Source organism: Streptosporangium sp. NBC_01755 (assembly GCF_035917995.1).
Lineage (GTDB): Bacteria > Actinomycetota > Actinomycetes > Streptosporangiales > Streptosporangiaceae > Streptosporangium.
Window position 1 is genome coordinate 7,134,388 of sequence record NZ_CP109131.1, and the last position, 25,411, is coordinate 7,159,798.

Consider the following 25,411-nt stretch of genomic DNA (forward strand, 5'->3'; position numbering starts at 1 on the left):
CAATGAAGATCGTCGTCGACTACGCCAGGTGCACCGGCCTCGGTATCTGCGAGTCACTGGCACCCGGCGTCTTCGAGGTCGACGATTCCGGTGACCTCATCATGCTGACCGAGACGATCTCCGCCGACGACCTCGAAGGGGTCCGGCAGGCGATCGAGGGCTGCCCGACCGAGGCACTGCGGCTGGAGCCATGAGCAGCGGGCGGCACCTTGTCGTCGTCGGAGCCTCCCTGGCGGGTCTGCGGGCGGTCGAGGCCGCCCGCAGGAGCGGCTTCGACGGCCGGATCACCCTGATCGGCGCCGAACCCCATCTCCCCTACGACCGGCCCCCGCTGTCCAAGACCTTCCTCGACGGCGAGGACCTGCCGCCCTTCCGCGGCGAGGAGGTGCTCCGCGAGGAGCTGGGTGTCGAGCTCGCGCTCGGCGCCGCGGCGACCGCGCTGGACATCGGGGCCAGGACCGTACGGGCCGGGGAACGGGAGTTCGGCTACGACGCCCTGGTGGTCGCGACCGGGGCGGGCGCCCGCGCCCTTCCCCGCACCGGCGGCCTGCGCGGCGTCCACACCCTGCGCACCCGTGACGACGCGCTGGCCGTACGGCGGGCGCTCGACGCGGGCGCCAGAACGGTCGTGGTCGGCGCCGGTTTCATCGGCTCCGAGGTCGCCTCCGCCGCACGCAAACGGGGCCTGGACGTGACGATCGTCGAGGCGCTGCCGACCCCGCTGGTACGCGCCGTCGGCGAGACCATGGGCGGGGCGTGCGCCGCCCTGCACGCGCGGGGCGGCACCGAACTGCGGTGCGGGGTCGGCGTGAGTGCGGTGGAGGGCGACGGGAGGGTCGAGCGGGTCAGGCTCTCCGACGGGACCGTGCTCGCCGCCGACCTGGTGGTGGCCGGCATCGGGGCGGTGCCCGCCACCGGCTGGCTGGCCGGCTCGGGACTGACCCTCGACGACGGCGTCGTCTGCGACGAGACCCTGTTCACCGGGGCCCCGGGGGTGTACGCGGCCGGAGACGTCGCCCGCTGGCACAACCCGCTCTTCGGCCGTCACATGAGGTTGGAGCACTGGACCAGCGCGGCCGAGCAGGGCGCCGTGGCGGCGCGCAACGCGCTGGATCCGGCCGACGCCAAGCCCTACTCCACGGTCCCCTACTTCTGGTCGGACTGGTACGGTGCCCGCATCCAGTTCGTCGGGGTCCCCGTGACCGACGAGGTCCGCGTCGTCGACGGTGATCTCGCGGGGGAGCGCTTCGTCGCACTCTACCGCGCGGGCGACCGCCTGGTCGGTGCGCTCACGCTGAACGGCCAGCCTCAGGTCATGAAATATCGTGGGTTGATCATGCGGGGTGCCTCCTGGGCCGAGGGCCTGGAGTTCGCCGACCGTCGCCGGGCCGCGGCCAAGGAGAGCGTGTGACGGACCACGAGGAGCGTCAAGGAGCGTTGCCGACATGACCGTCGAAGAGGCCGGCCGGGACGATCCGGTCATCAGGCTCGACGACGCGCTGGAGCGGATCCTGACGGCGCGGCACAGTTGCCGCGCCTTCCGCCCCGAGCAGGTGCCGGCGGAGCTGATCGAGCGGATGTTCGCCCTTGCCCAGCGCACCGCCTCCTGGTGCAACTCCCAGGCCTGGCAGGTGATCCTGACCAGTGGTGAGGCGACCGAGAGGTTCCGCGCCGAGCTGTACGCCGCCGCCTCGACCCGGCCGATGCGCTCGGACATCCCCGGACCCGAGGAGTACCGCGGCGTCTACCGGACGCGGCGGCGGGAGGCGGGCCACGGCCTCTACAACAGCCTGGGCATCGACCGCGAGGACCATGAGGGGCGCGACCGCCAGCTCCTGGAGAACTTCCGCTTCTTCGGCGCGCCCCACGTCGCGGTGATCACCTCGGACCGGTCGCTCGGCCCCTACGGCTACATCGACTGCGGTGGTTATGTCGCCACCCTCCTGCAGGCCGCGGAGAGCCTGGGCATCTCGGCGATCCCGCAGGCCGCCATCGCCATGCAGTCGGACACCGTGCGCGCGCACTTCGAGATCCCCGACGACCGGGTGATCGTCTGCGGCGTCTCCTTCGGCCACTCCGACACGGAACACCCGGCCAACTCCTACCGAGCGGGCCGCGAGGAGCCGGCGAACGTCGTCGACTGGCGCGACCGGTAACCGCCGAACGGTCCGGCGGCCACCGACGAATGCTCCCCTCCGACGCATGCTCCCCTCAGGCGGAGGGGAGCATGCCGATCGCCTTATTTCGGGGAGATCGTCACCAGCGGCGTCACTCCCGCATGGCGTGCCGCGCCGTAGGCCGGTGCCCGGTCGAGAGGTGTCACCCGTGCGCTCGTCCGTGCGCTCGTCTGTGTGGTCACCTCTTCATCTCCGACTCGGTGGCGAGCCTGATGTCGAACGTGACGTCCAGGTAGGGCCCGCCCATCCCGTACCGCTCGATCGAGGTCTGGTCCTCGCGGGGTTCGAAGTCGACGATGATCTCCGGTTTGACCGCGAAGGCGGCGTCGGAGTCCAGGTAGGGATCGTCGTTGACGAACACGTGGGTGGTCAGCGTGTGATGGCCGGGTGCCTCGACGCGGATGTGGAGGTGGCCGGGGCGCATGGGATGACGTCCCATGGCGCGGAGCATGTCGCCTCCCGGGCCGTCCATCGGCACGGGGTAGCTGGCGGGCTTCACGGTGCGGAACCAGTACTCGCCGTTCTCGTCGGTGGTGAACAGGCCGCGCAGGTTGCCTTCGGGCTGCTCGTCGTCCTGGGTGTCGTAGTGGCCCCTGTCGTCGGCCTGCCACACGTCGAGGGTCGCACCCGGCAGACGGTTCCCGTGGCAGTCCTGCACGGTTCCGTGGATCACGGCGCTCTCCGCCCGGCCCCACTCGGGGCCTGCGGCGATGAGGTCGCCCAGTTCGCGCGGCGGGGCCGCGGAGTGGAAGGGCCCCTCCACCGAACTCGGCGTCATGTCGGCCGGTCCCTGGTTGTTCACGTCGTCGACGAGCGTGGTCAGTCCCAGCATGTCCGAGAGCAGGACGAACTCCTGCCGGGTGGGCGTGCAGAACGAGCCGGTACGCGCGAGGAAGGCGAGTCCCGCCTCCCACTCGGCCGCCGTCGGCCGCACGTCCTCGACGAAGCCGTGCAGGTGACGGATAAGGCTCTCCATGATGGTCATCAGTCGGGTGTCCGCACCCCGGAGCTGGTCGACGACCTGCTCGGTCACGGGGTGGCCGCCGGCCAGGCCGTGCCCGGTGGTCACGGTCTCACTCATGCGAGTCCTCTGCGTTCTCTGCGTTGATCACTGGAGTACGGACGCTGCCCAGCTTCTCGACCTCCACCTCGACGACGTCGCCGTCGTGCAGCAGCCACGGGGGGGTACGCGCATAGCCGACCCCGGACGGCGTTCCGGTGGCGATGACGTCGCCGGGCCGGAGCGTGAACGTGCGGCTGATGAACGAGAGGATCGCGCCCACGGAGAAGATCATCTGGTCGGTTGAGCCGTCCTGGGTGATCTTACCGTTGATCTTCGTGGTCATCCGGAGACCGGCGTTGGGGTCGCCGACCTCGTCGGCGGTGACCAGGTCCCCGAGCGGGCCGCTGTTGTCGGCGTTCTTGCCCAGGGTCCACTGGGTGGTGAGCTTCTGCGCGCGACGGGCCGTGATGTCGTTGAAGGTCGCGTAGGCGAAGACACCGTCGAGCGCCTCGGCCTCGTCGGCCATCCTGAGGGGGCGTCCGATCACGGCGGCCAGTTCGACCTCCCAGTCGAGGCCGTCCTCGTCGACCGGAACGCTCACGGGCGTGCCGTCCACGGACAGCGACTGGGTCCATCGACCGAAGATCGTGGGGTGATCGGGGACCGTGAACGGTCCCTCGTCCACGTGGGCGCGGTAGTTCAGGCCGACGCACAGGACGCGGGCGGACGGCGGCACCGGGGGCGCGAGTCGCAGATCGTCCTGCTTGAGAGGAACGCCGCCGGAGGCCTTCGACACGGCCGGATAGGGGTCCCGCCAGAAGGAGAGGACGTCTCCCAGGGGTTCGATGAGGCCGTCGTCGAGGCGACGCCCGACATGGACGGCATCGCCCTGGTGATAGCCGATGAGCCGCATGGGCCTTCCTTCCTGGCCGGTGAGGGCCACGAGCATGATGTCCGTATGTCATAGCAGTGTTCATGCTCGAACGCTTCAGCGAGGTGTCGGCGGCGACCCTCGCCGGACTGTTCGTCGGCGTGGAGGCCCTCGCATCGCCGGTCGCCCTATGGCGGCGGCGCAGGAGATCACGTACGAGGAGCCGGACCACCTTCTCGCGCAGTCGGAAGAGGGCCGCCTGGCACACGGGGAGGTGAAGAACTGAGCGCACCGACGGAACGACCGGCAGTTCACAGCCCCCGGATGAGGCTCGTGGCCTCGTGCCCCTCCGGTGCCGGGGATCTCCAGGTGGACCGCCTCCTGGCTGTGTCCCGCCGCCATGTGCGAGCGGCCCGCCCCATCCGCCTGAGGACGGGGTCGCCTTCCGCGCTGCGGATCTGCAGGGTGATCTCCGGCGGCAGCCGCAGCGAGTTGTGCACGGTGCTGTGCTCGACGACGGTGATGAACGATTCCCGAAGTCCTTCGGGGAGGCCGGGAGCGTCGACGACCAAATCGATCCGGCTGACCCGTGCCGGGCGTAGCCCCAGGTCGTAGTGGGCGGTCACGGTGACGCCGGCGGGTAGCTCGCATCGGTGAAGGTAGCGTTCGGCGCGATGGGCGACGCAGGCCGCGAGACTCCCGACGAACAGCTCGACCGGGACGGGACCGGTGTCGCCTCCGCCGAAGTCCGTGGGCTGGTCGATGCGGACGGCATGGCGGCGTATCTGAACGTCAAAGCGGTCGCCGCCGTGCCAGGCGGTCTTCACCGTGCCGTTCCGGTTCTGTTTCATCAGATACCTCCAGCGTGGATACCCCCGCCTTCAGGCGGGGGAGGAAACGCGGCACGGTGCCGCGCTTCCGGATGGGTGGTGTAGCCGTAGCCATCGGCTCGTTGGAGCAGGCGGACGTGGCGGTGGCCGATGCCCTGCACGGTGCCGTGCCGGGTGGTGATGTTGAAGCTTCCGGTGGTGCGGACCGCGACCCGTCCGGTGTGGACTCCGGCCTTCTTGCCGGTCGGGACGGTCGCGCGGACCAGGTCGCCGGTGGCGAACCCCTTGACGTGCTTGATCCGGGGGAGTCGTAGCCGGGGGAAGCCGTAGCGGTCGGTGCGGGTACGGCAGTAGGTGCCGCGCCCGGTCGCCTTGACCACCAGGACCGTGGACGGCCAGGCGGTCACGGTGTCGAGCGAGCCGACGTGCAAAGCGTCCAACGTGTGCGATTTGGCGGCGCCGGTACGGGACCGGTTCCACTTCGTACGACCGCCGGAGGCGGCTGCCACAGGTAGGCCGGTGGCCTTCAGTGCCTGCCACAGCGCCCAGCGGGTGGTGTTGACGGCGGCGGCGTCGCGCAGCGGAGCCTTCGCCTGCTTGAGGATCTTCGTCAGGAGGGCGGGCTTTCTCTTGAGGAAATCCTCGATCGGAGTGGCGTTCTTGGCCTGGTTACACCGGATGCAGGCCAGGGCGAGGTTGCTGACGCGCTCGGAGCCGCCCCGGCTGCGGGGGTGGATGTGGTCGAGGTTGAGCGGTACACCGCTCGCGCCGCAGTAGGCGCAGGCGCGCCTCCACTTGGCCAGCAGGTATTCGCGGACCTCGTACCCGGCCAGGGTGCCCTGCTGGTATTCCACCCCTTCGAGGGGCTTGCCCGCCGAGAGGGCGTGGGTGTCGAAGGAGACCTTCTCCACGTGGACGGCCGTGACGGGCGCCCACCGGGTCAGCCGCGCCACCTGCGACAGGGTGGTGTCGACGCGGTGTCGCAGGGATGGCGCGAGCCACCCCTTCGGTTTCGTGCGGTTGAGAAACCGGGGGGCGCGGTAGCGCAGGTTCCGGGAACGGCGGCCCCGGCGCAACGCGGCACGGGCGGTGAGCCTGTCGCGGATCCGCCCGCCCCGATGGTCAAGCTGAATGCTGTACAGGCCGGTGCGGCTCCCGCCATGGTCGGCGAACACGGCGAGGCCGGTGTGCTTGGAACCGGGGTTGATACCGACCTGCACGCCGTGGACGGCGGAGTCGGCGGCCACGCGGTCGCGCAGCCGGATGACGAACGGGGTGTGGCGGACCACCACCGCCCTACCGGCCGCCAGCAGACGGCGGGCGCGGGCGGGGTGGCAGGGGTCGAGCGGGTGGCCGCGGGCGTCCAGGACGAACACGACCGGGTGAACCTCACGGTTCGCTCCCTCGGACACCGCAGTGTCTTCAGGGTGACGCCGCGGCAGACGGGTGCCGTCTGCCGTGGTCTCCCCTCGCCCAGGTTCCACGCCGGTTACCGCGCTGAAGCGGTGTCCGCGTCCCGTTTCGTGCCCACCCTCGGGCGTGTCTGCTGACGCGGATTCCAGAGCAGCCCGCTGAGGAAGCACGGACTGGTGGGTCTGCTGACCTACGTGAAACGTAGTCAATCGAATGCACCTCCTTCAAGACGATCGACTTGGGCTGGTCAACGCGGGGCTATCAGTGCGCGGTGTGGCACCTCAAGCCCTGGCCTTTAGGCCAGGGTCGTTGACGGGTGACTCCACGGGTGTGTTCGGGCTCCGTAGGCCGGGTACGAGGTGCCGCACGGTCGTTCGTCGCCTGTGCCCAGGCCATGTATCCGCGCTCTCGCAAGGCGCCTGCCTTCAGCCGCCCGTCCGGTGACATGATGGCCCTTCCTCCTCTGCTGACCGGGCTGTCCGATCGAATGCTGTGGCTCATCGGAATCAGTGGTGCCGGGTACGTCTCCCGTGACGGGGCGGAGTTCGAACTGTCTGGATGTGTGCCGCGACCGCCCCGGTGTCGAGGAATGCCGGGGGAAAGGGGCGCGCCGTCCGCGGGGGCGTGGCCGAGGCGGACGGCGCGGTCATGCTGATTCCGGTGGCCCGAGGCGAGGGGGCGTCACCATGAGGTGGGCCCGGTGGCCTGGGCGATGTCCTCCGTGGTGACGGTACGTAACTTGTCCGCCAGGTCGGCCAGCGCGCGGGCGGCCGCGAGTTCGTCGCCGATCTCTGGTACCGGCTGGTCGACCGGGCTGCGACGCGCGTGACCGACCCCGGTCAGCTGGGTGTCGTCCTTGGTGGACAGGACTGCCCGGGCGGAGGTGTCGTCGCCCTCTTCGGTGATGTGGATCTGTACGGTCCATTGCTTGGCTTCCATGGAAGGAACCTCCGATCGAATGGGTGTTCGTGGTGTCCTGCTCCTGTGCAGGTGGCGAGCCCGATCGAGCCCGATCATGTGCCGACCGCCCGGGTGGTCGGGCGGTCGGGCGGTCGGGCGGATCATCCGACGGGTGTCGCGATCTCGGTGGTCATCGGGGTCCAGCGCCTCGCCGACCGCGGGCAGCCCGAACTGGCAGCGGACGATCATCACCGGGTCATCCTTGCCGACGTCCTTGCCGGCGACGTGACCGTCGATGAGCAGACCCGAGGCGGTCGCCCGGTCGATCTCACAGCGGGCCTCGGCCATCATGTTCGGGTGCACCGCGGAATGACCGACGAACCCCCCGGTGTCGGCCTTGATGACACTTAAAGTGATCACGACGATCGCCCCCGTGGATTGTCCTGCCTTCCACGCTGGTCAGGGACCCCGTTTACGGATAGGGCAGAAGGCCCCGACCAGGTGGGACTTCCGTACCTGCCACTCCTGCCGGGCGACGGGCGGGTGCCGGTGACCAGTTCGGATCCCCGCACGCGGAAGATCACCGCGAGTCGTGAGCGGACCCGCGTCATGCCAAGTGGGTCCGCTCGATCCGTCAGGACTCTTACTTGGACGTGGACTCGATCTGGATGTGCTTTCCCTCCTGCGTGGTGTCGGCGAGTTTGACATTGATCTCCAGGACGCCCTTGTCGTAGGAGGCCCTGACATCGCTCTCGTCTATGCCACTGGGCAGCGTGATCGACCGGGTGAAGGAGCCGTAGCGGAACTCCGTCCGCTGCTGCTCCCTCTGCTCCTCATGCCGCTCGGCGTGGACGGTCAGGACGCCGTTGGACAGGGTGATCTCGACGTCCTTGTCAGGGTCGACTCCCGGCAACTCGGCCCGCAGCACATAGCGGCCGTCCTTGACGTAGTCCTCGAACTTGATGGGCTGCGCCACCGGCGACCGCAGGGCGGCGAGGGGAGCGTCCAGCCAGTCGAACAGATCGGGGACGAGGCCTCGCTGCTCGCGGCGCATCGGCATGCTCATGGTGTCCTCCTTGTCTCCTGGGGGGCTTCCCACATCTCCATCTCATCACCGGGCAGGACTCGGAGACAGCAGCCAGAGGTCCCTAACGCGTAGGTCTTTTGGCCGCCGTGCCGACGCCGGAAAGCCGCCGACATCGTTCGAACCGTGGCTCAGGCGCGATTCGAGTGACGCGGTGACCCAACATCATGATCGACAAAGCGCCCGCCGATAACCGACTCAAGGATCGACTCGATGTCACCGTTGAGGTGGGGGAGCGGCTCCACCTCGACCCAAAGAAGCTCCGGCATGGTCATGCGCAACAGCGTAACGCGCTGTTGTCAGCCGGGTCGTCCCCTGGTAGCGACCGTATGGGGCCCGCCGTACTTCGGCCCTACCTCACCGGAAGATCCCTCGGCAGACTCTGTGGTCGACCGCAACTGTCACGAGCGGGTCTCCGCGGCCGTCCGGGTCTTGCGGGGCGGCTCGGCACGCTCGGCGTCGGCGCCGGGACCGGTCGGGTTGAGCGGCCCGTCGTCCTCACGCAGGACGTCGTCGGCCATCTGGTCGTACTCGGCCACCCGGGTCCTGCCCGCCTCGCCGAGCTGCTCGACCACGGCGGCGACCAGCGTCTCAAGCAGTGCGACCGCCGGGGTCAGCGAGTCGAACGGTGAGGGCGAGCGGACCTGGGCGGGCAGCACGACGTCCGCCACGGTGGCGGCGGGCGACAGCCACGGGTCGGTCAGCAGCACGATCTTCACGTTGCGCGCCGCGGCGGCTCGGGCGAAGGCGATCGTCTCGCGCTGGTAGCGCCGGTAGTCGAAGAGCACCAGCACGTCACGGCGGCCCATGTCGAGCAGGTGGGCGGCGTGGTCGGCGGTGGACCCGGCGATGTACGTCGCGTGGGGGCGCAACTGGTGCAGGTGGGCGATGAGGTAGTGGGCCAGGATGGTGCTGAACCGGCCACCGGCCGCCGAGATGCGGCGGCCGGGGTCGGCCAGTAGTTCCGCGGCCTTGACCAGCTCCCCCTCGGGAAGCTGGTCGAAGGTCATGGCGGTGGCGTCCATCAGCACCCGGCGGGATCGGCTCAGCACCCTGCCGGTGTCCTCCTCGGCACTGCCGTACTGGGCCAGGGGAGAGGAGTAGCGCTGCTGGGTCTCGCGCTTGAGCGCCTGCTGCAACTCCGGGTAGCCCTCGAAGCCCAGCCGGTAGGCCAGCCGCAGCACGGTGGCCGGGCTGGTCTGGGCCTGACTCGCGACGGTCGCCAGCGGCTCCAGACCGGCGGTCGGGTAGCCGGCGAGCAGGGTGCGGGCGACCCGCTGCTCCGCACGGGGCAGCTTGGGCAGCACGTCGCGGAGCTGGGCCGCGACGGTGCGCGGCTCAGGGGTGCCGAGCATGTTGCCTCCTCCGGGACGGCCGCGGGCTCGCGCGGCGTGTCGCCAGGTAGGGATCATGCCACGAACCGTACGAAATGAGAACGCCGCTCTCAGGCCACGCACCGTCCTCAGGTCGCGCACCGATCGTCCGCGATCCGCCCGGCGGCCGTCCGTCGCGCACCGCCCGCGCACCGATCGCCCGTGATCCGCTCACCGGCCGTCCGTCGCTCATCCGCCGTTCGCGGCCCATCGCCCACCGCCCACCGGCGGTCTCCAGCCTCGCGGCCGTCCGGTGCTCACCGCTCGTCCGAGAGCCCGCACCAGTCGATCGCGGTCAGCGCGTAGGTCTTCGCCGACTGCACCAGCTGGGCGATCTCCACGTACTCGTTCTCCGCGTGTGCGGTGTAGCCGACGCCCGGACCGTACACCAGGCCGCCGATGCCCTTGCGGTCCATCCAGGTCAGGTCGCACACGCCCATGAAGCCGGTCGTCAGCGGCGGCTGCCCGCCGGTCGCCGTGGTGTGCGCGCCGACCAGCGCCGCGCTCAGCGGGGCGCCCTCGGGCAGCGAGTACGGCGGCCAGAGCAGCTTCCACTCGAACACCGGCGGGTGCTCACGCAGCCACGGGTCGGTGCGGCAGGCGTCCATGACCCGGGACTCGATCTCGGCCATGACCTCCTCGTTGGACCGGTCGGGGTGGTGGTAGACGCAGTACTCCACGACCAGCTCGTCGGCGAGGAAGAAGGGCACCAGGATCCCCGAAGGGTTGGCGCGCAGCACGCCGGGCAGCAGGTTGAAGTAGCCGGGTGGGAAGAGCGGGTGCCGGTTGTGCCGGGCCCAGTCGTCCTCCAGGGCACGCAGCGCCTGGTAGATCACCCAGAACTTGTCGACGGTGTTGACGCCGAGCGCGTCGCCCTCCAGGGTCGGGTGCACGGTCATGCCCCGCAGCCCCGAGTGCGCGGTCTTGCCCTCCAGGGAGATGCTGAACCAGAGCAGGCCGGGTGTCACCGGCACCGACGCCGGCAGGGTGCCCGCCTGCCCGGACGGCTCGCAGACGATGGCCGCGTCCGCGCCGAACCCGGCCTCCAGTACCGCGGTGGTGCCGGCCTCGTGGTCGCCGACCTCCTCGCCGACGACGCCCTGCAGGACCAGGTCGCCGGCCAGGCGCACACCGGCCCTGCGTAGTGCGAGGGCCGCGTAGGCCGCGGCGACCAGGCCGCCCTTCATGTCCGTCGCGCCGCGCCCGATCACCGCGTCATCGGTGACCTGGGCGCGGAACGGGTCGCCGCGCCACCGGTCGAGGCGGCCCGGCGGTACGACGTCGACGTGCCCGTTGAGCAGCAGCGACCGGCCGCCGCCGGTGCCGGGCACGACGCCGCAGGCGTTGTCGCGGCCCCGCTCCACGGTGACCTTGGTGACCTCGGCCCCGGCCTCGGCGTACAGGTCGCCGAGCAGCGCGCTGACGTCGCCCTCCGCGCCGACGATCTTTTCGTACTCCTGGCCGGGGTAGCGCGGGTTGACGCTGGGGATGGCGATCGCGTCGGCCAGGCTGGAGACCATCCGTTCGGCGAGCAGGTCGACCTGCTTCAGCACCTGGCGGGTCACGTCGTGTTCGGTGGTCATGCGGTCTCCTTCGCGGTGGTGGGGAGGGGCTCCGGAGCAGGCAGGCGGGGGCGCCGGAGCGAGGTGAGGACAGAGTTGGCGATGCCGGCCAGGCCCTTGGGGGCGATCCAGAGCACCACCAGGATCAGCATGGCGATCACCATGTCGCGCCAGGCCCCGGCGTCCTGCAGCACGTCGGAGACCAGGGTGACGACCACGGCGCCGACGATCGGCCCGTAGACGCTGCCGCTGCCGCCCAGGAAGATCATGCTGAGCAGCAGGGTCAGGTAGCCGAAGCCGAAGACGTCGGTGCTGACCACGCCGTTGAGGAAGGCGTTGAAGCTACCGGCGACCCCGGCCACGGCCGCGCCGATCATGAAGACGATCAGGTGCTGACGTACCCGGGAGACGCCCCGGCTGGTGGCCAGCGCCTCGTTGTCGCGCAGTGCCAGCAGCGACATGCCCAGAGTCGAGCGGGTCAGCACCCGCACCAGCACGGTGACCGCGAACAGCAGCGCGGCGCCGAGGAAGTAGTAACCGATCCGGCCGTCGGCCCGCAGGCTGGTGCCGCCCAGGCTGAGGCGGGGGATGCCGACGATGCCGTTGGAACCGCCGGTCAGGCCCGCCTGCCCGAGCACCAGGTAGATGCAGAGCTGGGAGAAGACGTAGGTGGCCAGGCCCACGTAGATGCCGCGCAGCCGCAGCACCGGCAGGAACGCCACCAGCGAGGCGAGCAGGGCCGACAGCCCCGAGATCGGCAGGGCCAGCCACGGGTCGATGCCGGTGCGGGTGGCCAGGATGCCCGTGGTGTAGGCGCCGATGCCGAAGAAGCCGATCTGGGCGAAGTTGAAGATGCCGGCGAAACCGAGGGTGAGGTTCCAGCTCATGGCGAGCACGCCGTACATGGTGAAGAGGATCAGCAGCAGCCGGGCGTGCGGGTCGGTGAAGACCAGCGGCAGGGCCACCAGGACGAGCGCGTAGGCGGGCCAGCCGGCCCAGGAGCGCAGATTGGTCATGACGTTCACGCGCTCCTCACCTTGGTCCGCAGCAGTCCCTCGGGTTTGACCAGCATGATCACGATCATTGCGAGGAAGACCAGGACCGGGCTCCAGGAGAGCCCGAAGTAGTAGGTGGTGACGGCCTCGAGCAGACCGATGGCGTACGCGCCGGCGATGGTACCGGCCAGGCTGCCGGCCCCGCCGAAGGCGAGCACCACGAAGGCCCGCAGCAGCGGGTCGCCGCCCATGCCCGGGGAGATGAACTGCATGCTGCCGAGCAGCGCCCCGGCCACGGTGGCCAGGCCGACCGCGACCACGACCACGAAGACGTAGACCCGGCGGGGTGCGATGCCGAGCAGCTGGGCGTGCTCGCGGTTCTGCTCCAGCGCCCGTACGGTCAGCCCGATGCCGGTGCGTTTGAGGACCAGGGCCAGCAGGCCCACCAGTAGCGGGGCCAGCAGGATCGTGACGAGCTGGGTGCCCTGGGCGACCGCCCCGGCCGCCTCGACGCGCGCGCCCCCGAACGGCGGGAGCTGCTTGATCTCCGGCCCCCAGATCAGCTGGGCGCCGCTCTGCAGCAGCATCGTGGCCGCCAGCGTGGCGACCATCACCAGCATGTCGCCATTGGGGCGCCGAATGAACGGGCTGACCAGTAGGAACTCGTAGGCCACCCCGATCAGCGCCATCGCCGCCACGGCGCCGATCAGCGCCACCGCCACCGGCAGCCCGCTAGTGTCCAGCAGCGTCCAGGTCAGGTAGGCGCCGAACATCATCACCGCGCCGTGCCCGAAGTTGAAGACTTTCAGCGTGGACCAGATCAGCGTCAGCCCCGCCGCCATGAGCATGTAGAGGCCGCCGAGGACGAGCGTGCTCGTCACGATGACACTAATGCCGTCCATCGGCGGTCCCTCCCAGGAAGAGCGACATCATCTCGTCGCGGCTGCGGCTGCCGTCCGACACGCCGCTGTCCACCACGTCGCCGTGCAGGACGACGTGGTAACGGTCGGTCAGGTCGAGCACCAGGTCCATGTCGCCGTCGATCAGGATGACCGACGACACCTCGGCGCGGACCCGCACGATGCACTCGCTCAGCTCGTGCTTGACCTTCGGCGACAGGCCCAGCGTGGGCTCGTCGAGGATCAGCAGCGTGGGCCGGGCCATCAGGCCCATGCCGAGGCTGGCCATCTGGCGTTCCCCGCCGCTGAGCGTGCCGGTGAGCTGCCGGCGCCGCTCCTTGAGCTTGGGAAAGACCGAGAACACCTGGTCGATCCCGTCCCGCCAGGTCGAGGAGTGCCCGCTGGAGGACGCCGAGAGCCGCAGTGCCTCCTCCACGGTCAGCTGCGGGAACAGCCGCGAGCCCTGCGGCACGTGGATGAGCCCGCGCCTGACCAGGCTGCCGGGGGACTCGCCCCGGGTGTCCCGGCCGGCGAAGGTGACCGTGCCGGAGGTGGTCCGGTGCAGGTTGGAGACGCAGCGCAGCAGTGTGGTCTTGCCGTGGCCGTTCGGCCCCAGCAGCCCGACCGCCTCGTTCTCCCCGACACGCAGTGAGATGCCGCGCAGCACCTTCGCCTGGCCGTAGCCTGCGGTGAGGTTCTCCACGGTCAGCAGATCGCTCATCGCGCGGCCCCCGGTCCCAGATAGGCTTCGACGACCCTCGGGTCGGACAGGACCTCGGCCGGTCGGCCGGTCACGATGATCCGGCCGCTGTCGAGGACCGCCATCCGGTCGGCGAGCGCCTCCAGCACCGACAGCACGTGCTCGATGATCACCATGGTGACGCCCGTGCCGTGCACCCCGGCCAGCAGGCGGATCAGCGCGTCCTGGTCGGCCGGGTCGAGGCCGGCCGCCGGCTCGTCGAGCAGCAGCACCGAGGGGCCGCTGACCAGCGCGCAGGCGATCATCAGGCGCTTGCGGTCGATCAGCGACAGCCCGTCGGCCGGGCGGTTCAGGTCGCCGCCGAGCTCCACCGCGTCCAGCGCCTCCCGGCACCGGGCGGGGTTCCAGCGCGCGGCCCTGCCCGCGCCGCCGTACGCCGAGCCGATGCGGACGTTCTCCCTGACGCTCAGCGACTCGAAGACGGCCTCGGTCTGGAAGGTGCGCTTGAGGCCGGCCTTGGCGATCCAGCGCGGCGAGCGGTTCTGGATCTCCTGGCCATTGAAGATCACCTTTCCGGAGTCGGGCCGGATCGGGATACCGGTGAGCAGGTTGAACAGCGTGCTCTTGCCCGCGCCGTTGGGACCGGCCAGGCCGAAGACCTCGTCGCGCGTCACCGACATGGAGACGCCGTCGACGGCCTTGAGGCTGCCGAACGACTTGCCGACCTCGTGCGCGGCAAGGATGACCGGCGCGTTCTCACTCACGACGCGACCTGTCCCGCCGTCATTTCCTCATCCACGGCGGGAGCCGGAAGGAGCCCGACTTGTACTTCTCCGGGGCGATCAGCACCCGCTTCTCGGCCTGGAACTGGAAGGACTGCAGCGGCACGTAGTCGTCGCCCTGCTTGGCCAGGTGCGTGGCCTGGTCGAACGCGATCCGCCCGGACGCCCGCTCGCTGTCGCTCTTGCCGATGGCGGCACCGATCGCCAGCGCGTCGTCGGGGTCGCCGACCTCGCGCAGCGCATCGGCGTAGATCATGGTCTCCACGTACGTCATCACGCCCTGCGGGTCGACGTTGTCGGTCCCGTACGCGGCCTTCCAGTCCTTCTGCAGCTGCGCGGCCGGCGCGTAGCTGGGCGAGGGCACCATGCCCGCGAGGTTGTTGAACAGTACGCCCTCGGCCTGCTGCTTGGTCAGCTCGAAGAACTGGGGCTGGTTGGGGCCGTACTGCATGAAGACCAGGGACTCGGTGGGCTTCTGCAGGAACTGCTGCAGGAAGCTGGCCTCGTTGGAGACCTGGTAGTCGGTGTTGACGATGAAGTCGGGGTCGGCGGAGCGGATCTTCCCGAGGACCGTGCCCCAGTCGTTGACCGTGCCGAACGGCACCTTCTCCTGGCCGGCGATGCTCCAGCCCTTTGCCTTGAAGTGCTTGACCAGGCCGTCGGCGATGTTCTCGCTGTAGGGGTTGTCGGAGCGGACGATGAACGCCGACTTGTTGCGCGGCTTCCACAGCCCCTGCTCGGCCCAGGAGTCGGCCAGGTCGACCGGCTCGGTGCCGTAGGCGTCGTAGTCAGGGGTGATCGACCAGACCGTGGGGTACTTCGCCGGGTCCTTCTCGATGATCGCCTGGGTCTGCGCGGTGTTGCCGCCGATGAGGTAGAGCTTCTCCGCCGCGGCGAACTCGTCGATCTCGAAGTTGGACGTGGACGCGTAGCCGGTGACGACCGCCTTCACCGACTCGTCGTCGGTCAGGGTCTGCACCCCCTTGGTCACCGCGTCGTTGGACTGGCTCTGCACGTCAACGACTTTGAGCTTGAACGTGTATCCGTTGACGCCACCGGCCTCGTTGAGCTGCTTGATGGCCAGCTCGGCCCCCTGCTTCATGCCCAGGCCGTCGGATGCCAGGCCCCCGGTCAGCGGGGCGAGCAGGCCGATCTGGATCTCCTTCGTACCGGCCTCGCCGCCGGTCTCCGCGGCGGAGGTGGCGGGGGAGGCGGAGGAGGAGCACGCGGTGAGCGCCGCCAGGGCACCGGTGACCGCGATGGCGGTGACCGCCCTGACGGGCGTCCGGGGACTGAGGAAGGGGGAACGGGCCACGGTGAAGCCTCTCTGCGTCTGTGGGACGAGGGGACGAGGGGACGAGGGGACGAGGGGACGAACGCATGCGGGATATGCCGGAGGGCATCACATGTCGGTTATGCAACGTTCTGTCACTGTCGACAATTGAAACGTACGTTGCATCTTGCGGTAAAGACTAGCCCCGCAAAAGGTTTGTTACTTAAACTCGATCCGCCGCGCCGCTGTGATCTCGTAAAACACGGATCAGCTCGGTGGCAGGGCCGTTCCGGCCAGGAAGCCACCGTCCACGTCGAGAACACTCCCCGTGATGAAGGAGGAGTCCGGATCGGCGAGGAGCACGCACGCCCGCGCGACCTCCGCCGGCGTGCCCATGCGGTGCACCGGCTGCCCGGCGACCGGTGTCGCCACACGGGAGTGGTCTCCTGCCGGCTCGACACATGCGACCTGGCCATTTCTGTCAGGGCTGCCAGGTAACACGCATGCTAAGTTTCATATCGCCGTCTTGACCATACATGTGAATCGTATGTTTCACTTAGGGCTGCCGGGACGCGGGGTGCGGACCGGACTGGGAGGAGAGAGCCGATGACGACAGGGAGCGCCTTCGTGGCGACCTGTGACCTCGCGGCCCAGGTGCGGGGCCGGGCGATCCCGGTGACCCGGCTGGACCAGACGTTGCGCACCGGGGTGGGGTGGGTCCCCGCCAACCTCGCGCTCACCTGCTTCGGCCACCTGGCCGACGACAACGTCTTCGGCTCGGTGGGTGACCTGAGGCTGCTCCCCGACCCCGCGACGGCCGTCGACCTGCCCGACGACGGCCCGGTGCCGGGCACCCGGCTCTACCTCGCCGACCAGACCGGCCTGGACGGCAGCCCCTGGCCCGGTTGCCCGCGCGGCTTCCTGACCCGCGCGTTGGCGGACCTGAAGGAGATCGCGGGCCTGGAGATCAACGCCTCCTTCGAGCACGAGTTCATGCTCGCGGGCCAGGCCGAGGCACCGCCGTTCTCCTTCCAGCGCCTGCGCGGCGCCGAGCCGTTCGGCACCGACCTGGTCGCACTGCTGGAGGCGGCCGGGCTGGAGCCGGAGAGCTGGCTCCCCGAATACGGGGACGGCCAGTTCGAGATCACCCTGCGGCCCGCCTCCGGAATGGTCGCCGCCGACCGGGCGGTCCTGCTGCGCGAACTCGTCCGCGACCTCGCCCGCCGCCGGGGGCACCCGGTCACCTTCGTCCCGCTGGCCGAGCCCGACGGCGTCGGCAACGGCGTCCACGTGCACTTCTCGCTCCGCGAGGTCGGCGGCGACCCGGTGATGTTCGATGCCGGAGCCCCCGGCAGGCTCTCCTCGACCGCGGCCAGGTTCGCGGCCGGAATCCTGCGGCACGCCGGTGCGCTGGTGGCCGTCACCGCTCCCAGCGTCGGCTCCTACCTGCGGCTCACCCCGCACCGGTGGAGCGCCGGCGGGGTCTTCCTCGCCGAGCGCAACCGCGAGGCGCTGCTGCGCATCGCGCCGACCGTCGAGATCGGTGGCGCGGACCCCGCGGCCCAGCTCCACCTGGAGTACCGGGCGGCGGACGCCACGGCCAACCCGTGGCTGGTACTCGGCGTCCTGATCCGCGCGGGCCTCGCGGGACTGGCCGGGGCCGAACCCGCCCGGGTGTGGCCGGAGACCGCCACCGAGGCCGACCTGGCCGAAGAGCCCGCGCTCCCCGGCTCCCTGCCGGAGGCGCTCGCCGCGCTGGAGGCCGACGAGGTCGCCCGCGGCTGGTTCCCCCACGAACTGCTCCACACGTTCCTCACCGTGCGACGGGCCGAGCTGGCCTGCGTCAAAGGACTGCCCGACCACGAGCTCTGCCGGAAGGTCGCCGATGTCTACTGAGAACTCCCCCGCCGGCCCAGAGGACGCGATCGGCGGTCTGGAGAGCGTGCTCGCCACCCTGCCGCTGGTCGACCACCACGTGCACGGTGCCTCCTCGGGAGACCTCGGCCGCGGTGAGTTCGAGACGCTGGTGACCGAGTCCGACCGGCCGATCCCGGCGTTCATGACGCAGTTCGACTCCCAGCTCGGCTTCGCGATCCGCCGCTGGTGCGCGCCGGTCCTCGGCCTGCCGGCCCACGCCTCGCCGGAGGAGTACCTGGCGCGCCGCACCGAACTCGGCGCGGCCGAGGTGAACCGGCTGCTGCTGGCGGCCAGCGGCATAGGCCGCTTCCTGCTGGAGACCGGTTATCGGGGCGACGACGTCCTGGACCCGGTTGGGATGGCGGAGGCGTCGGGGCGGCCCGCGCACGAGGTGGTCCGCATCGAGCGGGTGCTGGAGCAGGTGGCGGCCTCGGGAGTCTCGGCCGCGGAGTTTCCGGGCCGCTTCCGCGAGGAACTGGAGCGCCGCACCGCCGACGCCGTCGGCCTCAAGAGCATCGTCGCCTACCGGCACGGCTTCGCCTTCGACCCGGCACCACCCGGCGACCGGGAGGTCGCCCTGGCAGCGGGCCGCTGGCTGTCCGCAGGCGAGGCGAGCGGCCGGTGGCGGGTGGACGACCCGGTGCTGCTGCGCCTCGGACTCTGGGCCGGGGTGGAGCGCGGGCTGCCGCTGCAACTGCACGCGGGCTACGGCGACCCCGACGTCGAGCTGCACATGTGTGACCCGCTGCTGCTCACCCGCTGGCTGAAGCTCATCGAGCCGCACGGCGTGGACATCCTGCTGCTGCACTGCTACCCCTACCACCGCAACGCCGGTTATCTCGCGCAGGTCTTCCCGCACGTCTACTTCGACGTCGGCCTCGGCGTCAACTACACCGGCAGCCGGTCGGACGCGCTGATCGCCGAGTCGCTGGAACTCGCGCCGTTCGCCAAGATCCTGTTCTCCTCGGACGCCTGGGGCCCCGCGGAGCTGCACATGCTGGGGGCGCAACTGTTCCGCCGCGGGCTCGGCCGGGCACTACGTGGGTGGGTCGACGCCGGCGAGTGGGCCGAGGAGGAGGCCGTCCGGGTGGCCACCATGATCGGTGTCGACAACGCCCTGCGCGTCTACGGTCTGGAATCGGCCGAATGATCGAGCCTCTCTCCGCCCCCGCCCCCGCCCCCGCCGACTCCACCCCTGCGGATTCCACCCCTGTGGATTCCGTCGCCGCCAGGCTCCTGCCCGCGCTGGAACGGCGGCTGCCCGCCGCGACGGCGCTACGCCGCAGGCTGCACGCCCTCCCGGACCTGTCGGGCGAGGAGGGGCCGACCCGCGACCTGATCCTGGCCGAGCTGCCCGGACACCCCGTGGACGCGGTGGCCGGTACGGGCGCGCTGGTGCGCGTGGGCGGCCCCGGGCCCGCGGTCGCCGTACGGGCCGAACTCGACGCGCTGGCGGTGACCGAGCGGACCGGCGCCGACTGGGCGTCCAGGAGGCCGGGCCGCATGCACGCCTGCGGGCACGACGTGCACCTCGCCGCCCTGGTGGCGCTCTGCCACGCGGTCGGCGACACCCCCGGTGCGACCCCGCTGGTCGCGATGCTCCAGCCGCGCGAGGAGACCTATCCCTCCGGCGCCCGCGACATCGCCGGGTCACCGTCGCTGGCGGAGCACCAGATCACCGCGATCATCGGCGCGCACGTCCAGCCCACCCTGCCGCGAGGCGAGGTCGCCGCCACCCCCGGCACGGTGAACGCCGCCGCCGACGAGTTCACGGTCGTGGTCAGGGGCCGCGGCGGGCACGCCGCCTACCCCCACCTGACCAGCGACCCGGTCCTCGCGCTCGCGCACGTCGTCGTCGCCCTGCAGCGGGTGGTCAGCCGCGACGTCGACCCGACCAGCTCGGCGGTCCTCGGCATCTCCACACTGGCGGCCGGCAGCGCCCCCAACGTGGTCCCCGACGAGGCCACGGCCGGCGGTACGGTCAGGGCGCTGAGCGAACGCATCCGCGACCAGGTGCACGCCCGGCTGGAGGAGGTCGCGGACCTGGTCGCGCGGGCCCACGGCTGCGAGGCCGAGGTGAGCATCATCCGGGGGGAGCCGGTCCTGTACAACGACTCCGGGCTCGCCGGCCGCGCCGGTGCCCACCTGACCCACCTGGGCCTCACACTCTCGCGGCCGCTGCTGTCCTTCGGCGCCGACGACTTCTCCTATCTCTCCGCCGTGCTGCCCGGCCTGATGATGTTCGTCGGGGTCGGTGACGGAACGGACACACGCATGCACAGTGCCGGCTTCCTGCCCGGCGACGAGGCGGTGCGCGACGTCGCGCTGGCCATGCTGGCCGGTTACCTCGCGGCGGCGGAGCGGGGGTAGCCGCGAAGGACGCTCAGCCGGTGGCGTGTTCCCAATAGGGGTCGCGGTAGAGCATGACCGAGGTACCGCGCAGGAGTTCGTCGGGGGCGGAGAGCAGCACGAGCTCGCCCCTCGCCTCCAGGGTGCGCAGGATGTCGCGGACGCGCGGGCCGACCGGCAGGCGGCCCACCGGGAGGTTGAGGGTGTCGCGGACCAGGTCGGCCACCTCGGAGAGCCGGAACGGCTCGGTGAGGTCGGCGATGAGCTCGCGGACGAACTCGACAGTGATCACGGTCTCGGCCTCGGCGTGGGCGAGCTGCCAGGTCAGCTGTGCCCTGCGCCGGCCGGTGCCGGCGCAGGCCATGCACTGCTGGGAGAAGTCGGGCACGATGTTCTCGACGGTGCTGCCCAGGCAGGTGGTGCACTGGTCGGTCTCGGACGCGTGCAGCTCGGCCGCCGCCCTGTCGGCCAGCGGCCTGCCGCACAGGCACAGATAGACCCGGAACCCGCCGCGTACCAGGACGAGGTCGTCGGCATCGTCGGGTATGTCTTCCCAGAGCGCGGTGATCGTGTGCATTCTCATCGTTGTGCGACTCTACCGAACTGTGGGTCGGTGCTCCGGTGTTCACGCCGGAGGTGAAGACCCACGCGGGAGTGCTCGCCAGGGCGCGAGCGTGCCCTGGCCTTCCGTGCCCGTGAGCAGGTCGGCTCACACGGGTCGTTTCCGCTGTTCGATGTACTGCTTGAGGACCGTGAGCGGTGCGCCGCCCACGCTTGCGGTGAAGTAGGAGCCGGACCACAAATGCTCGCCCCACAGGTACCGGCGGACCTGAGCGCCGTATTCCTTGCCGAGCATCCGCGCCGGGATGCCTTTCAGTTGAGTTGACGAGCTTGGAGGGGGCGACCTTCGGCGGGTGGTGGACCAGCGGGTGGGCGTGGCCGAACTGCGCCGTTGAACTCGCGAAGTTCGGCCTCGAAGCCGGCGCGGACCTCGCGCATGAGTTCCTCGCAGCGGGTCGGCATCGGGTCGGTGAACACCCCACGCCGGTGCCTCGTCACGAACATCAAGTGTGCGTGGGGGGTGCAGACAACATGGCGTCCGGTGCGTGCCTCGGGGTTTGGATTCCATCACGGTGACGCAAACCGAAGGACACGATCACGGTGTGGAGTTGGTGAGGCAGGCTCGTGCGCACGTGGCGCGACTCGACCTCGGCGCGGACCAGGTGGCCGTGCTGGACGGTCAGGCGCACACCGCCCGCGCGCTGTGGAACCTGCTGCATGAGTACTTCACCTTCCGCCAAGGCCGGTTCGCGACGGTGAAGGACTGCGACGCGGCGATCCGCACAGCCCGCCGCGAGATCGACTGGATGGGACAACTGCCCGCCCAGGCGGCGCAAGCGGTGCTGAGAACGTATCGGCAGGCGTGGGCGAACTTCTTCAACCCCGACCATCCGGCCAAGCGGCCCACCTTCAAGGGCCGCCTACGGACCCGGTTGGCCGTGGACGTCCCGCAGGCCCGCGATCTGCAGATCAAGCGGGTCAACCGGCGCTGGGGCGCGATCAATCTCCCCAAGGTCGGGCGGGTGCGGTTTCGGTGGACCAAGGACCTGCCCGGCCTCACCAGGGGCGGTGCTGCCGGGCGGATCACGGGAGCGCGGCTGGTCAAGGACGCCCACGGCTGGCAGGTCGTGTTCCGCACCGAGACCCTGGCCAAACCCGCTGTCGCCCACCAGGGCCCGCGGGTCGGCATCGACCGGGGGATCACGGTCGCGCTGGCCCTCTCAGACGGCACTATGCGTGAGCACGCACCCTGGCTTCGCAACGGCGAGAGGGAACACCTGCGCCGGCTGGAGAAGAAAGCGGCCCGTCAGCGGCGCACCCGGCATCGCGCGGAGCCGGCCTCGCATCGGCTGGCCCGCACCTACGACCAGATGGCCCGCCTGCGCGCGAGAGCCAAGCGCCGAGCCGTCGACTGGCAGCACCAGACCACCACCGAACTCGCCGCCACCTTCAGCGTGGTCGTGGTGGAGGAGTTGAAGATTACGAACATGATGCGTTCGGCCAGGGGCACGGTCGAGAACCCCGGCGTGAACGTCGCGCGGAAGGCCGGGCTGAACCGCTCGATCGCGGGGCAGGCGTGGGGCCGGACGGTCACCCTGCTGGAGTACAAGACCTCCGAGCGGGGCGGCCAGGTGGTGAAGGTCCCCGCGCGGGGGACCTCGCAGACCTGTCACCGGTGCGGCCATCGTGACCCGGCGGCCCGGGATGGGATACGGTACGCCTGCGCCAACCCCGCGTGCGGCTGGGTCGGGCATGCCGACACCAACGCCGCGATCAATATCAAGAACGCCGCAGGAACTGTGGTGTCAGGACGTGGAGACCTCGGGGTTACCCGGTCTGCGAAGCGTCAACCCCCGCGCGCCGCTTAACCGCGACGCGACGGGAGAGTCTCCGGCTCCCAGGCAGGGGAGGAGTTCAACCATTTCGCCGTAGCGTGACAGGGACCAGTCTCATCGGAGCGCTCCACAGCCACTCCTCGGTGATGTAGGTGGAGGTCAGCAGCGTCATCAGACCCAGGGCGCGCTCGGTCGCGGTGGAGGGGTGGGCGCCGCAGTCACCGAAACGGCACATCCACAGTTCGACCATGCTGCTGTCGGAGAGCTGCTCGTGCACCGAGGGCCGTCCGGCGGGGAACCCGTCCCGCCAGATGTCGACGGACGTGCTGGCGAACGGGAAGGCACCGGCCAGCACCCCGCCGCCCGAGGTGACGGCACGGCCGACCCCGTCGTGCACCGGCAGGATGCCGTTGGACTGGAAGAGCACCACCCCACCCCCCGGCGGGCTGGCCACCCGCATGACCTCCACGAGGGAGGCCTGCTCGGCACTCCACAGCTCACCGGCCGAAAGCGGCGGGCATGACTCCGGCACGGCACCCAGGCGGCGGATGACCTCGTCCTCGGTCACCTCACCGACGAAGGCGACGCACAGTCCCTCGTTGTAGTCCTCGTACGAGAACATCATCGCGTCGACGGTGTCCTGGAGCTCGCGGAGCCTGGGGCTGACGGTGGGGGCCCCGGGCAGATGGGCGAACAGGTCGGCCAGTTCGGTGAAGAGCGCCTGGGAGCCGGGGGATCGGCCCGCGATGCACGGCCGCCAGGGGTCGGCGCCCGCGGCGAGCAGGACCCGCACGGCGTCGTCCCAGCCGTGGCGCACGGCCTCCCAGAGCGGGGTGGCACCGTCGGCGTCGACGGGGTCGACCTTCGCGCCCGAGGCCAGCAGCAGCTCGATCACCTGGACGGCACCCTCCTGAGCGGCCCGGTGCAGGGGCGTCGTGCGCAGCCACGGTAGCCACTGCCCGGGATCAAACCCGCTCGCCAGCCGCCGGCGGATTTGCGCCAGGTTGGTGTCGCGCCACGCGTCGATGTCCTCGGCCCACTCGTTGTCGCTCACTTTCATCCCATTTCATCGTATTGAGCGGATCCAATCAGGTCCGGACGACAGTTTTCGATCAGTGCCTCGCGTGAGAGGCGGTCGGCGGCTCGGGTCGTCTCGGGAAGGCGGTAGCGGGGCGTCAGGTTGAGTACGTTGTGGCAGGCCGTGGCGAGGTCGACGCGGTGTCCCGTGGAGACGAAGACGGGCTTGACCCCGTGCCGGGTGCGCAGCACGCGACCGACGACGTCGCCGTCCAGCGTCAGGTCGGTCCACGATCCTCGCTCGGGCGCGGGCTCGGGATAGGTGCCGACGAAGGCGGTCTTGCCGACGACGTCCACTCCCGCGACCTTGGCCGGACTGCGGGGACCGGGGCCGGTCAGGTCGAGCAGTGCGCTGAGCTCGTCCTGGATGGCTTCGGCCTCCATGATAGTGCGCGGCATTTGTGCCTTCATGACTACATGATCGCTACTTTTAGTGTATGACGTCATATTTCTGGATTGTTCATCTTCTTTAGTGACCGGTTGCGTCGCCGCGCGATGTCTTGATCCCAGCGGTGCCCTCTGGTCCCGGGGGTTTCGTGATGCTGGGCGTGGGTCTCGCTCAGGAGGTGACGGGAACAGCGGCGGAGTCGAGATCGTTCTGCAGGCACTGGCGACTTCAGGAGCGTGGGCCGCATGGCGGGCAGCAGATCGATCGGGCGTCTCCTCGTGGGCGGGCTGGCACTGGCCGCCGCCGGATGGGCGTTGAAGGACATCCCCGCGGAACTCGGGGGCAGGGCCAAGGGGGAGCGGCTGGAGCGGATGCGCCGCTCGCCACAGTTCCACGACGGCCTCTTCCGCAACTCCACGCCCGGCGTCTTCGCGCCCTCGGCGCAGACCGCGCGGAAGACCGCCTGGAACATGCTCCGCAACCGAGAGGAGCGCCGCCCGGCCACGCCGGTCCCGGTGGTGACCTCACCGGCCGGCGGGCCGTCCCCGGCTGGGCTGAGCGTCATCTGGTACGGTCACGCCACCGCGCTGCTGGAGATCGAGGGCCGTCGCGTGCTCGTCGACCCGGTGTGGAGCAGGCGTGCCTCCCCCACCCGGCTGGTCGGTCCGCGGCGCCTGCACCCGGTGCCGGGGCCGCTGGCGGGCCTTCCGCCGCTCGACGCGATCGTGATCTCGCATGATCACTACGACCACCTCGACCGCGCGACGGTACGCGGGTTGCTCGCGCTGCAGACCGCGCCCTTCCTGGTGCCGCTGGGGATCGGTGCCCATCTGGAGCGGTGGGGCGTGCCCGCCTCGCGGATCGTCGAGCTCGACTGGGACGAGGAGGCGAGCGTCGCGGGCCTGCGGTTCGTCGCCACCGCCGCCCGTCACTTCTCCGGTCGCACCCTCAGGCGTGACGTCACCCTGTGGGGCTCCTGGGTCATCGCCGGCCGGGAGCGGAAGGTCTTCTACGCCGGCGACTCCGGATACTTCGACGGCTACGCCGGGATCGGCGCCGCGCACGGCCCGTTCGACCTCACGCTCATGCCGATCGGCGCCTACAACGCCGCCTGGCCCGACATCCACATGAACCCGGAGGAGGCGGTCGACGCCCACCTCGACCTGGGCGGCAGGCTGCTCCTCCCGGTCCACTGGGCGACCTTCACCCTGGCCACGCACCCCTGGGCCGAGCCGGTCGACCGCCTCTGGCGCGAGGCCAAGGCCCGCGACGTCCGCCTCGCCGTCCCCCGCCCGGGTGAGCGCGTCGACACCGCCGACGTCCCCCTGCTGGAGAGCTGGTGGGAGCTGCTGCACGGCGGCGAGACAGGCCGCCGGCCGCGACAGGTGCCGCTCGCTCCCTCTCCGAGACTCTGAACGCGGA

At 70.4% G+C, this 25,411-nt stretch carries 26 protein-coding genes and 3 pseudogenes; 8 read left to right on the forward strand and 21 right to left on the reverse strand.

The window, feature by feature from the left end; translation table 11 throughout:
- Positions 1-2: 2 nt before the first annotated feature.
- From OG884_RS32925 to OG884_RS32935, 3 genes are read left to right on the forward strand one after another with little or no spacing between them, the layout of a single operon-like run.
- Entirely contained in the window at positions 3-194 is a 192-nt protein-coding gene (locus tag OG884_RS32925; RefSeq protein WP_326639407.1) for a ferredoxin, read from the forward strand.
- Positions 191-1,411: an NAD(P)/FAD-dependent oxidoreductase gene (locus tag OG884_RS32930; RefSeq protein ID WP_326639408.1), complete on the forward strand. Its 1,221-nt coding sequence runs from the start codon at positions 191-193 to the stop codon at positions 1,409-1,411. The genes OG884_RS32925 and OG884_RS32930 overlap by 4 nt, the downstream gene beginning before the upstream one ends.
- A 34-nt stretch (positions 1,412-1,445) precedes the next feature.
- Complete coding sequence (locus OG884_RS32935) at positions 1,446-2,156, forward strand: nitroreductase (RefSeq protein ID WP_326639410.1); 711 nt, start codon at positions 1,446-1,448, stop codon at positions 2,154-2,156.
- Positions 2,157-2,355: 199 nt separating this feature from the next.
- Here OG884_RS32935 and OG884_RS32940 read toward each other — a convergent pair whose 3' ends face one another.
- The 17 genes and pseudogenes from OG884_RS32940 to OG884_RS33010 all read right to left on the reverse strand — a co-directional run bounded on the left by OG884_RS32940 (position 2,356) and on the right by OG884_RS33010 (position 16,294).
- Positions 2,356-3,258: a dioxygenase family protein gene (locus OG884_RS32940; RefSeq protein ID WP_326639412.1), complete on the reverse strand. Its 903-nt coding sequence runs from the start codon at positions 3,256-3,258 to the stop codon at positions 2,356-2,358.
- Positions 3,251-4,129 carry a fumarylacetoacetate hydrolase family protein gene (locus tag OG884_RS32945; protein WP_326639414.1) on the reverse strand — a complete coding sequence of 293 codons (879 nt, stop codon included), beginning with the start codon at positions 4,127-4,129 and terminating at the stop codon, positions 3,251-3,253. Before OG884_RS32945 ends, OG884_RS32940 begins: the two co-directional genes overlap by 8 nt.
- Before the next feature lie 233 nt (positions 4,130-4,362).
- Positions 4,363-4,902, reverse strand: coding sequence for an OsmC family protein (locus tag OG884_RS32950; protein ID WP_326639415.1), 540 nt, complete (start codon positions 4,900-4,902; stop codon positions 4,363-4,365).
- A complete protein-coding gene (gene iscB, locus OG884_RS32955; RefSeq protein WP_326639416.1) occupies positions 4,902-6,293 on the reverse strand; it encodes an RNA-guided endonuclease IscB in 1,392 nt (463 codons plus the stop codon). The genes OG884_RS32950 and iscB overlap by 1 nt, the downstream gene beginning before the upstream one ends.
- A 682-nt stretch (positions 6,294-6,975) precedes the next feature.
- Entirely contained in the window at positions 6,976-7,359 is a 384-nt protein-coding gene (locus OG884_RS37710; RefSeq protein WP_442811752.1) for a dsRBD fold-containing protein, read from the reverse strand.
- A 30-nt stretch (positions 7,360-7,389) separates the two neighbouring features.
- Positions 7,390-7,479: pseudogene (locus tag OG884_RS37715) on the reverse strand (fructose 1,6-bisphosphatase); the annotation flags it as partial.
- Positions 7,480-7,488: 9 nt separating this feature from the next.
- Positions 7,489-7,614 (reverse strand): annotated as a pseudogene (locus OG884_RS37720) (fructose 1,6-bisphosphatase); the annotation flags it as partial.
- A 223-nt stretch (positions 7,615-7,837) separates the two neighbouring features.
- Positions 7,838-8,260, reverse strand: a complete 423-nt coding sequence (locus OG884_RS32965) for an Hsp20/alpha crystallin family protein (RefSeq protein WP_326639419.1) — start codon at positions 8,258-8,260, stop codon at positions 7,838-7,840.
- A 149-nt stretch (positions 8,261-8,409) separates the two neighbouring features.
- A complete protein-coding gene (locus OG884_RS32970; protein ID WP_326639422.1) occupies positions 8,410-8,553 on the reverse strand; it encodes a hypothetical protein in 144 nt (47 codons plus the stop codon).
- A 126-nt stretch (positions 8,554-8,679) separates the two neighbouring features.
- A complete protein-coding gene (locus OG884_RS32975) occupies positions 8,680-9,633 on the reverse strand; it encodes a MurR/RpiR family transcriptional regulator (RefSeq protein ID WP_326639424.1) in 954 nt (317 codons plus the stop codon).
- Between the two features lie 275 nt (positions 9,634-9,908).
- Positions 9,909-11,234, reverse strand: coding sequence for an ArgE/DapE family deacylase (locus OG884_RS32980; protein ID WP_326639425.1), 1,326 nt, complete (start codon positions 11,232-11,234; stop codon positions 9,909-9,911).
- A complete protein-coding gene (locus tag OG884_RS32985) occupies positions 11,231-12,229 on the reverse strand; it encodes a branched-chain amino acid ABC transporter permease (protein WP_326639427.1) in 999 nt (332 codons plus the stop codon). The genes OG884_RS32980 and OG884_RS32985 overlap by 4 nt, the downstream gene beginning before the upstream one ends.
- A 5-nt stretch (positions 12,230-12,234) precedes the next feature.
- Positions 12,235-13,110, reverse strand: a complete 876-nt coding sequence (locus tag OG884_RS32990; protein ID WP_326639429.1) for a branched-chain amino acid ABC transporter permease — start codon at positions 13,108-13,110, stop codon at positions 12,235-12,237.
- Positions 13,097-13,828: an ABC transporter ATP-binding protein gene (locus OG884_RS32995; protein ID WP_326639431.1), complete on the reverse strand. Its 732-nt coding sequence runs from the start codon at positions 13,826-13,828 to the stop codon at positions 13,097-13,099. Before OG884_RS32995 ends, OG884_RS32990 begins: the two co-directional genes overlap by 14 nt.
- Positions 13,825-14,571 carry an ABC transporter ATP-binding protein gene (locus OG884_RS33000; protein ID WP_326639433.1) on the reverse strand — a complete coding sequence of 249 codons (747 nt, stop codon included), beginning with the start codon at positions 14,569-14,571 and terminating at the stop codon, positions 13,825-13,827. Before OG884_RS33000 ends, OG884_RS32995 begins: the two co-directional genes overlap by 4 nt.
- Positions 14,572-14,590: 19 nt before the next feature.
- Positions 14,591-15,904 (reverse strand): ABC transporter substrate-binding protein, encoded by a 1,314-nt coding sequence (locus tag OG884_RS33005; RefSeq protein WP_326639434.1) that lies wholly within the window; start codon positions 15,902-15,904, stop codon positions 14,591-14,593.
- 225 nt (positions 15,905-16,129) lie between these two features.
- Complete coding sequence (locus tag OG884_RS33010) at positions 16,130-16,294, reverse strand: SDR family oxidoreductase (RefSeq protein WP_326639436.1); 165 nt, start codon at positions 16,292-16,294, stop codon at positions 16,130-16,132.
- Between the two features lie 174 nt (positions 16,295-16,468).
- On the opposite strand from OG884_RS33010, the gene OG884_RS33015 reads away from it, so the two are divergent.
- From OG884_RS33015 to OG884_RS33025, 3 genes are read left to right on the forward strand one after another with little or no spacing between them, the layout of a single operon-like run.
- Positions 16,469-17,758, forward strand: coding sequence for a glutamine synthetase family protein (locus tag OG884_RS33015; protein WP_326639438.1), 1,290 nt, complete (start codon positions 16,469-16,471; stop codon positions 17,756-17,758).
- A complete protein-coding gene (locus OG884_RS33020) occupies positions 17,748-18,929 on the forward strand; it encodes an amidohydrolase family protein (protein WP_326639440.1) in 1,182 nt (393 codons plus the stop codon). The genes OG884_RS33015 and OG884_RS33020 overlap by 11 nt, the downstream gene beginning before the upstream one ends.
- Complete coding sequence (locus OG884_RS33025) at positions 18,926-20,149, forward strand: M20 metallopeptidase family protein (RefSeq protein WP_326639442.1); 1,224 nt, start codon at positions 18,926-18,928, stop codon at positions 20,147-20,149. Before OG884_RS33020 ends, OG884_RS33025 begins: the two co-directional genes overlap by 4 nt.
- Positions 20,150-20,162: 13 nt before the next feature.
- Here the strand turns inward: OG884_RS33025 and OG884_RS33030 are convergent, their stop codons facing one another.
- Together OG884_RS33030 and tnpA are read right to left on the reverse strand one after the other, a co-directional pair.
- Positions 20,163-20,711, reverse strand: a complete 549-nt coding sequence (locus tag OG884_RS33030) for a hypothetical protein (RefSeq protein ID WP_326639444.1) — start codon at positions 20,709-20,711, stop codon at positions 20,163-20,165.
- 126 nt (positions 20,712-20,837) lie between these two features.
- Positions 20,838-21,196: pseudogene (gene tnpA, locus OG884_RS33035) on the reverse strand (IS200/IS605 family transposase).
- Between the two features lie 104 nt (positions 21,197-21,300).
- Here tnpA and OG884_RS33040 point away from each other — a divergent pair.
- On the forward strand, positions 21,301-22,557 hold the full coding sequence (locus OG884_RS33040; protein WP_326639445.1) for an RNA-guided endonuclease InsQ/TnpB family protein: 1,257 nt from the start codon (positions 21,301-21,303) through the stop codon (positions 22,555-22,557).
- 46 nt (positions 22,558-22,603) lie between these two features.
- Here OG884_RS33040 and OG884_RS33045 read toward each other — a convergent pair whose 3' ends face one another.
- Together OG884_RS33045 and OG884_RS33050 are read right to left on the reverse strand one after the other, a co-directional pair.
- Positions 22,604-23,584, reverse strand: coding sequence for an ankyrin repeat domain-containing protein (locus tag OG884_RS33045; RefSeq protein ID WP_326639446.1), 981 nt, complete (start codon positions 23,582-23,584; stop codon positions 22,604-22,606).
- Positions 23,581-24,000, reverse strand: coding sequence for an endonuclease V (locus OG884_RS33050; protein ID WP_326639448.1), 420 nt, complete (start codon positions 23,998-24,000; stop codon positions 23,581-23,583). Before OG884_RS33050 ends, OG884_RS33045 begins: the two co-directional genes overlap by 4 nt.
- Positions 24,001-24,234: 234 nt before the next feature.
- Here OG884_RS33050 and OG884_RS33055 point away from each other — a divergent pair, with 234 nt between their 5' ends.
- Entirely contained in the window at positions 24,235-25,404 is a 1,170-nt protein-coding gene (locus tag OG884_RS33055; protein ID WP_326639449.1) for an MBL fold metallo-hydrolase, read from the forward strand.
- Positions 25,405-25,411: the final 7 nt, after the last annotated feature.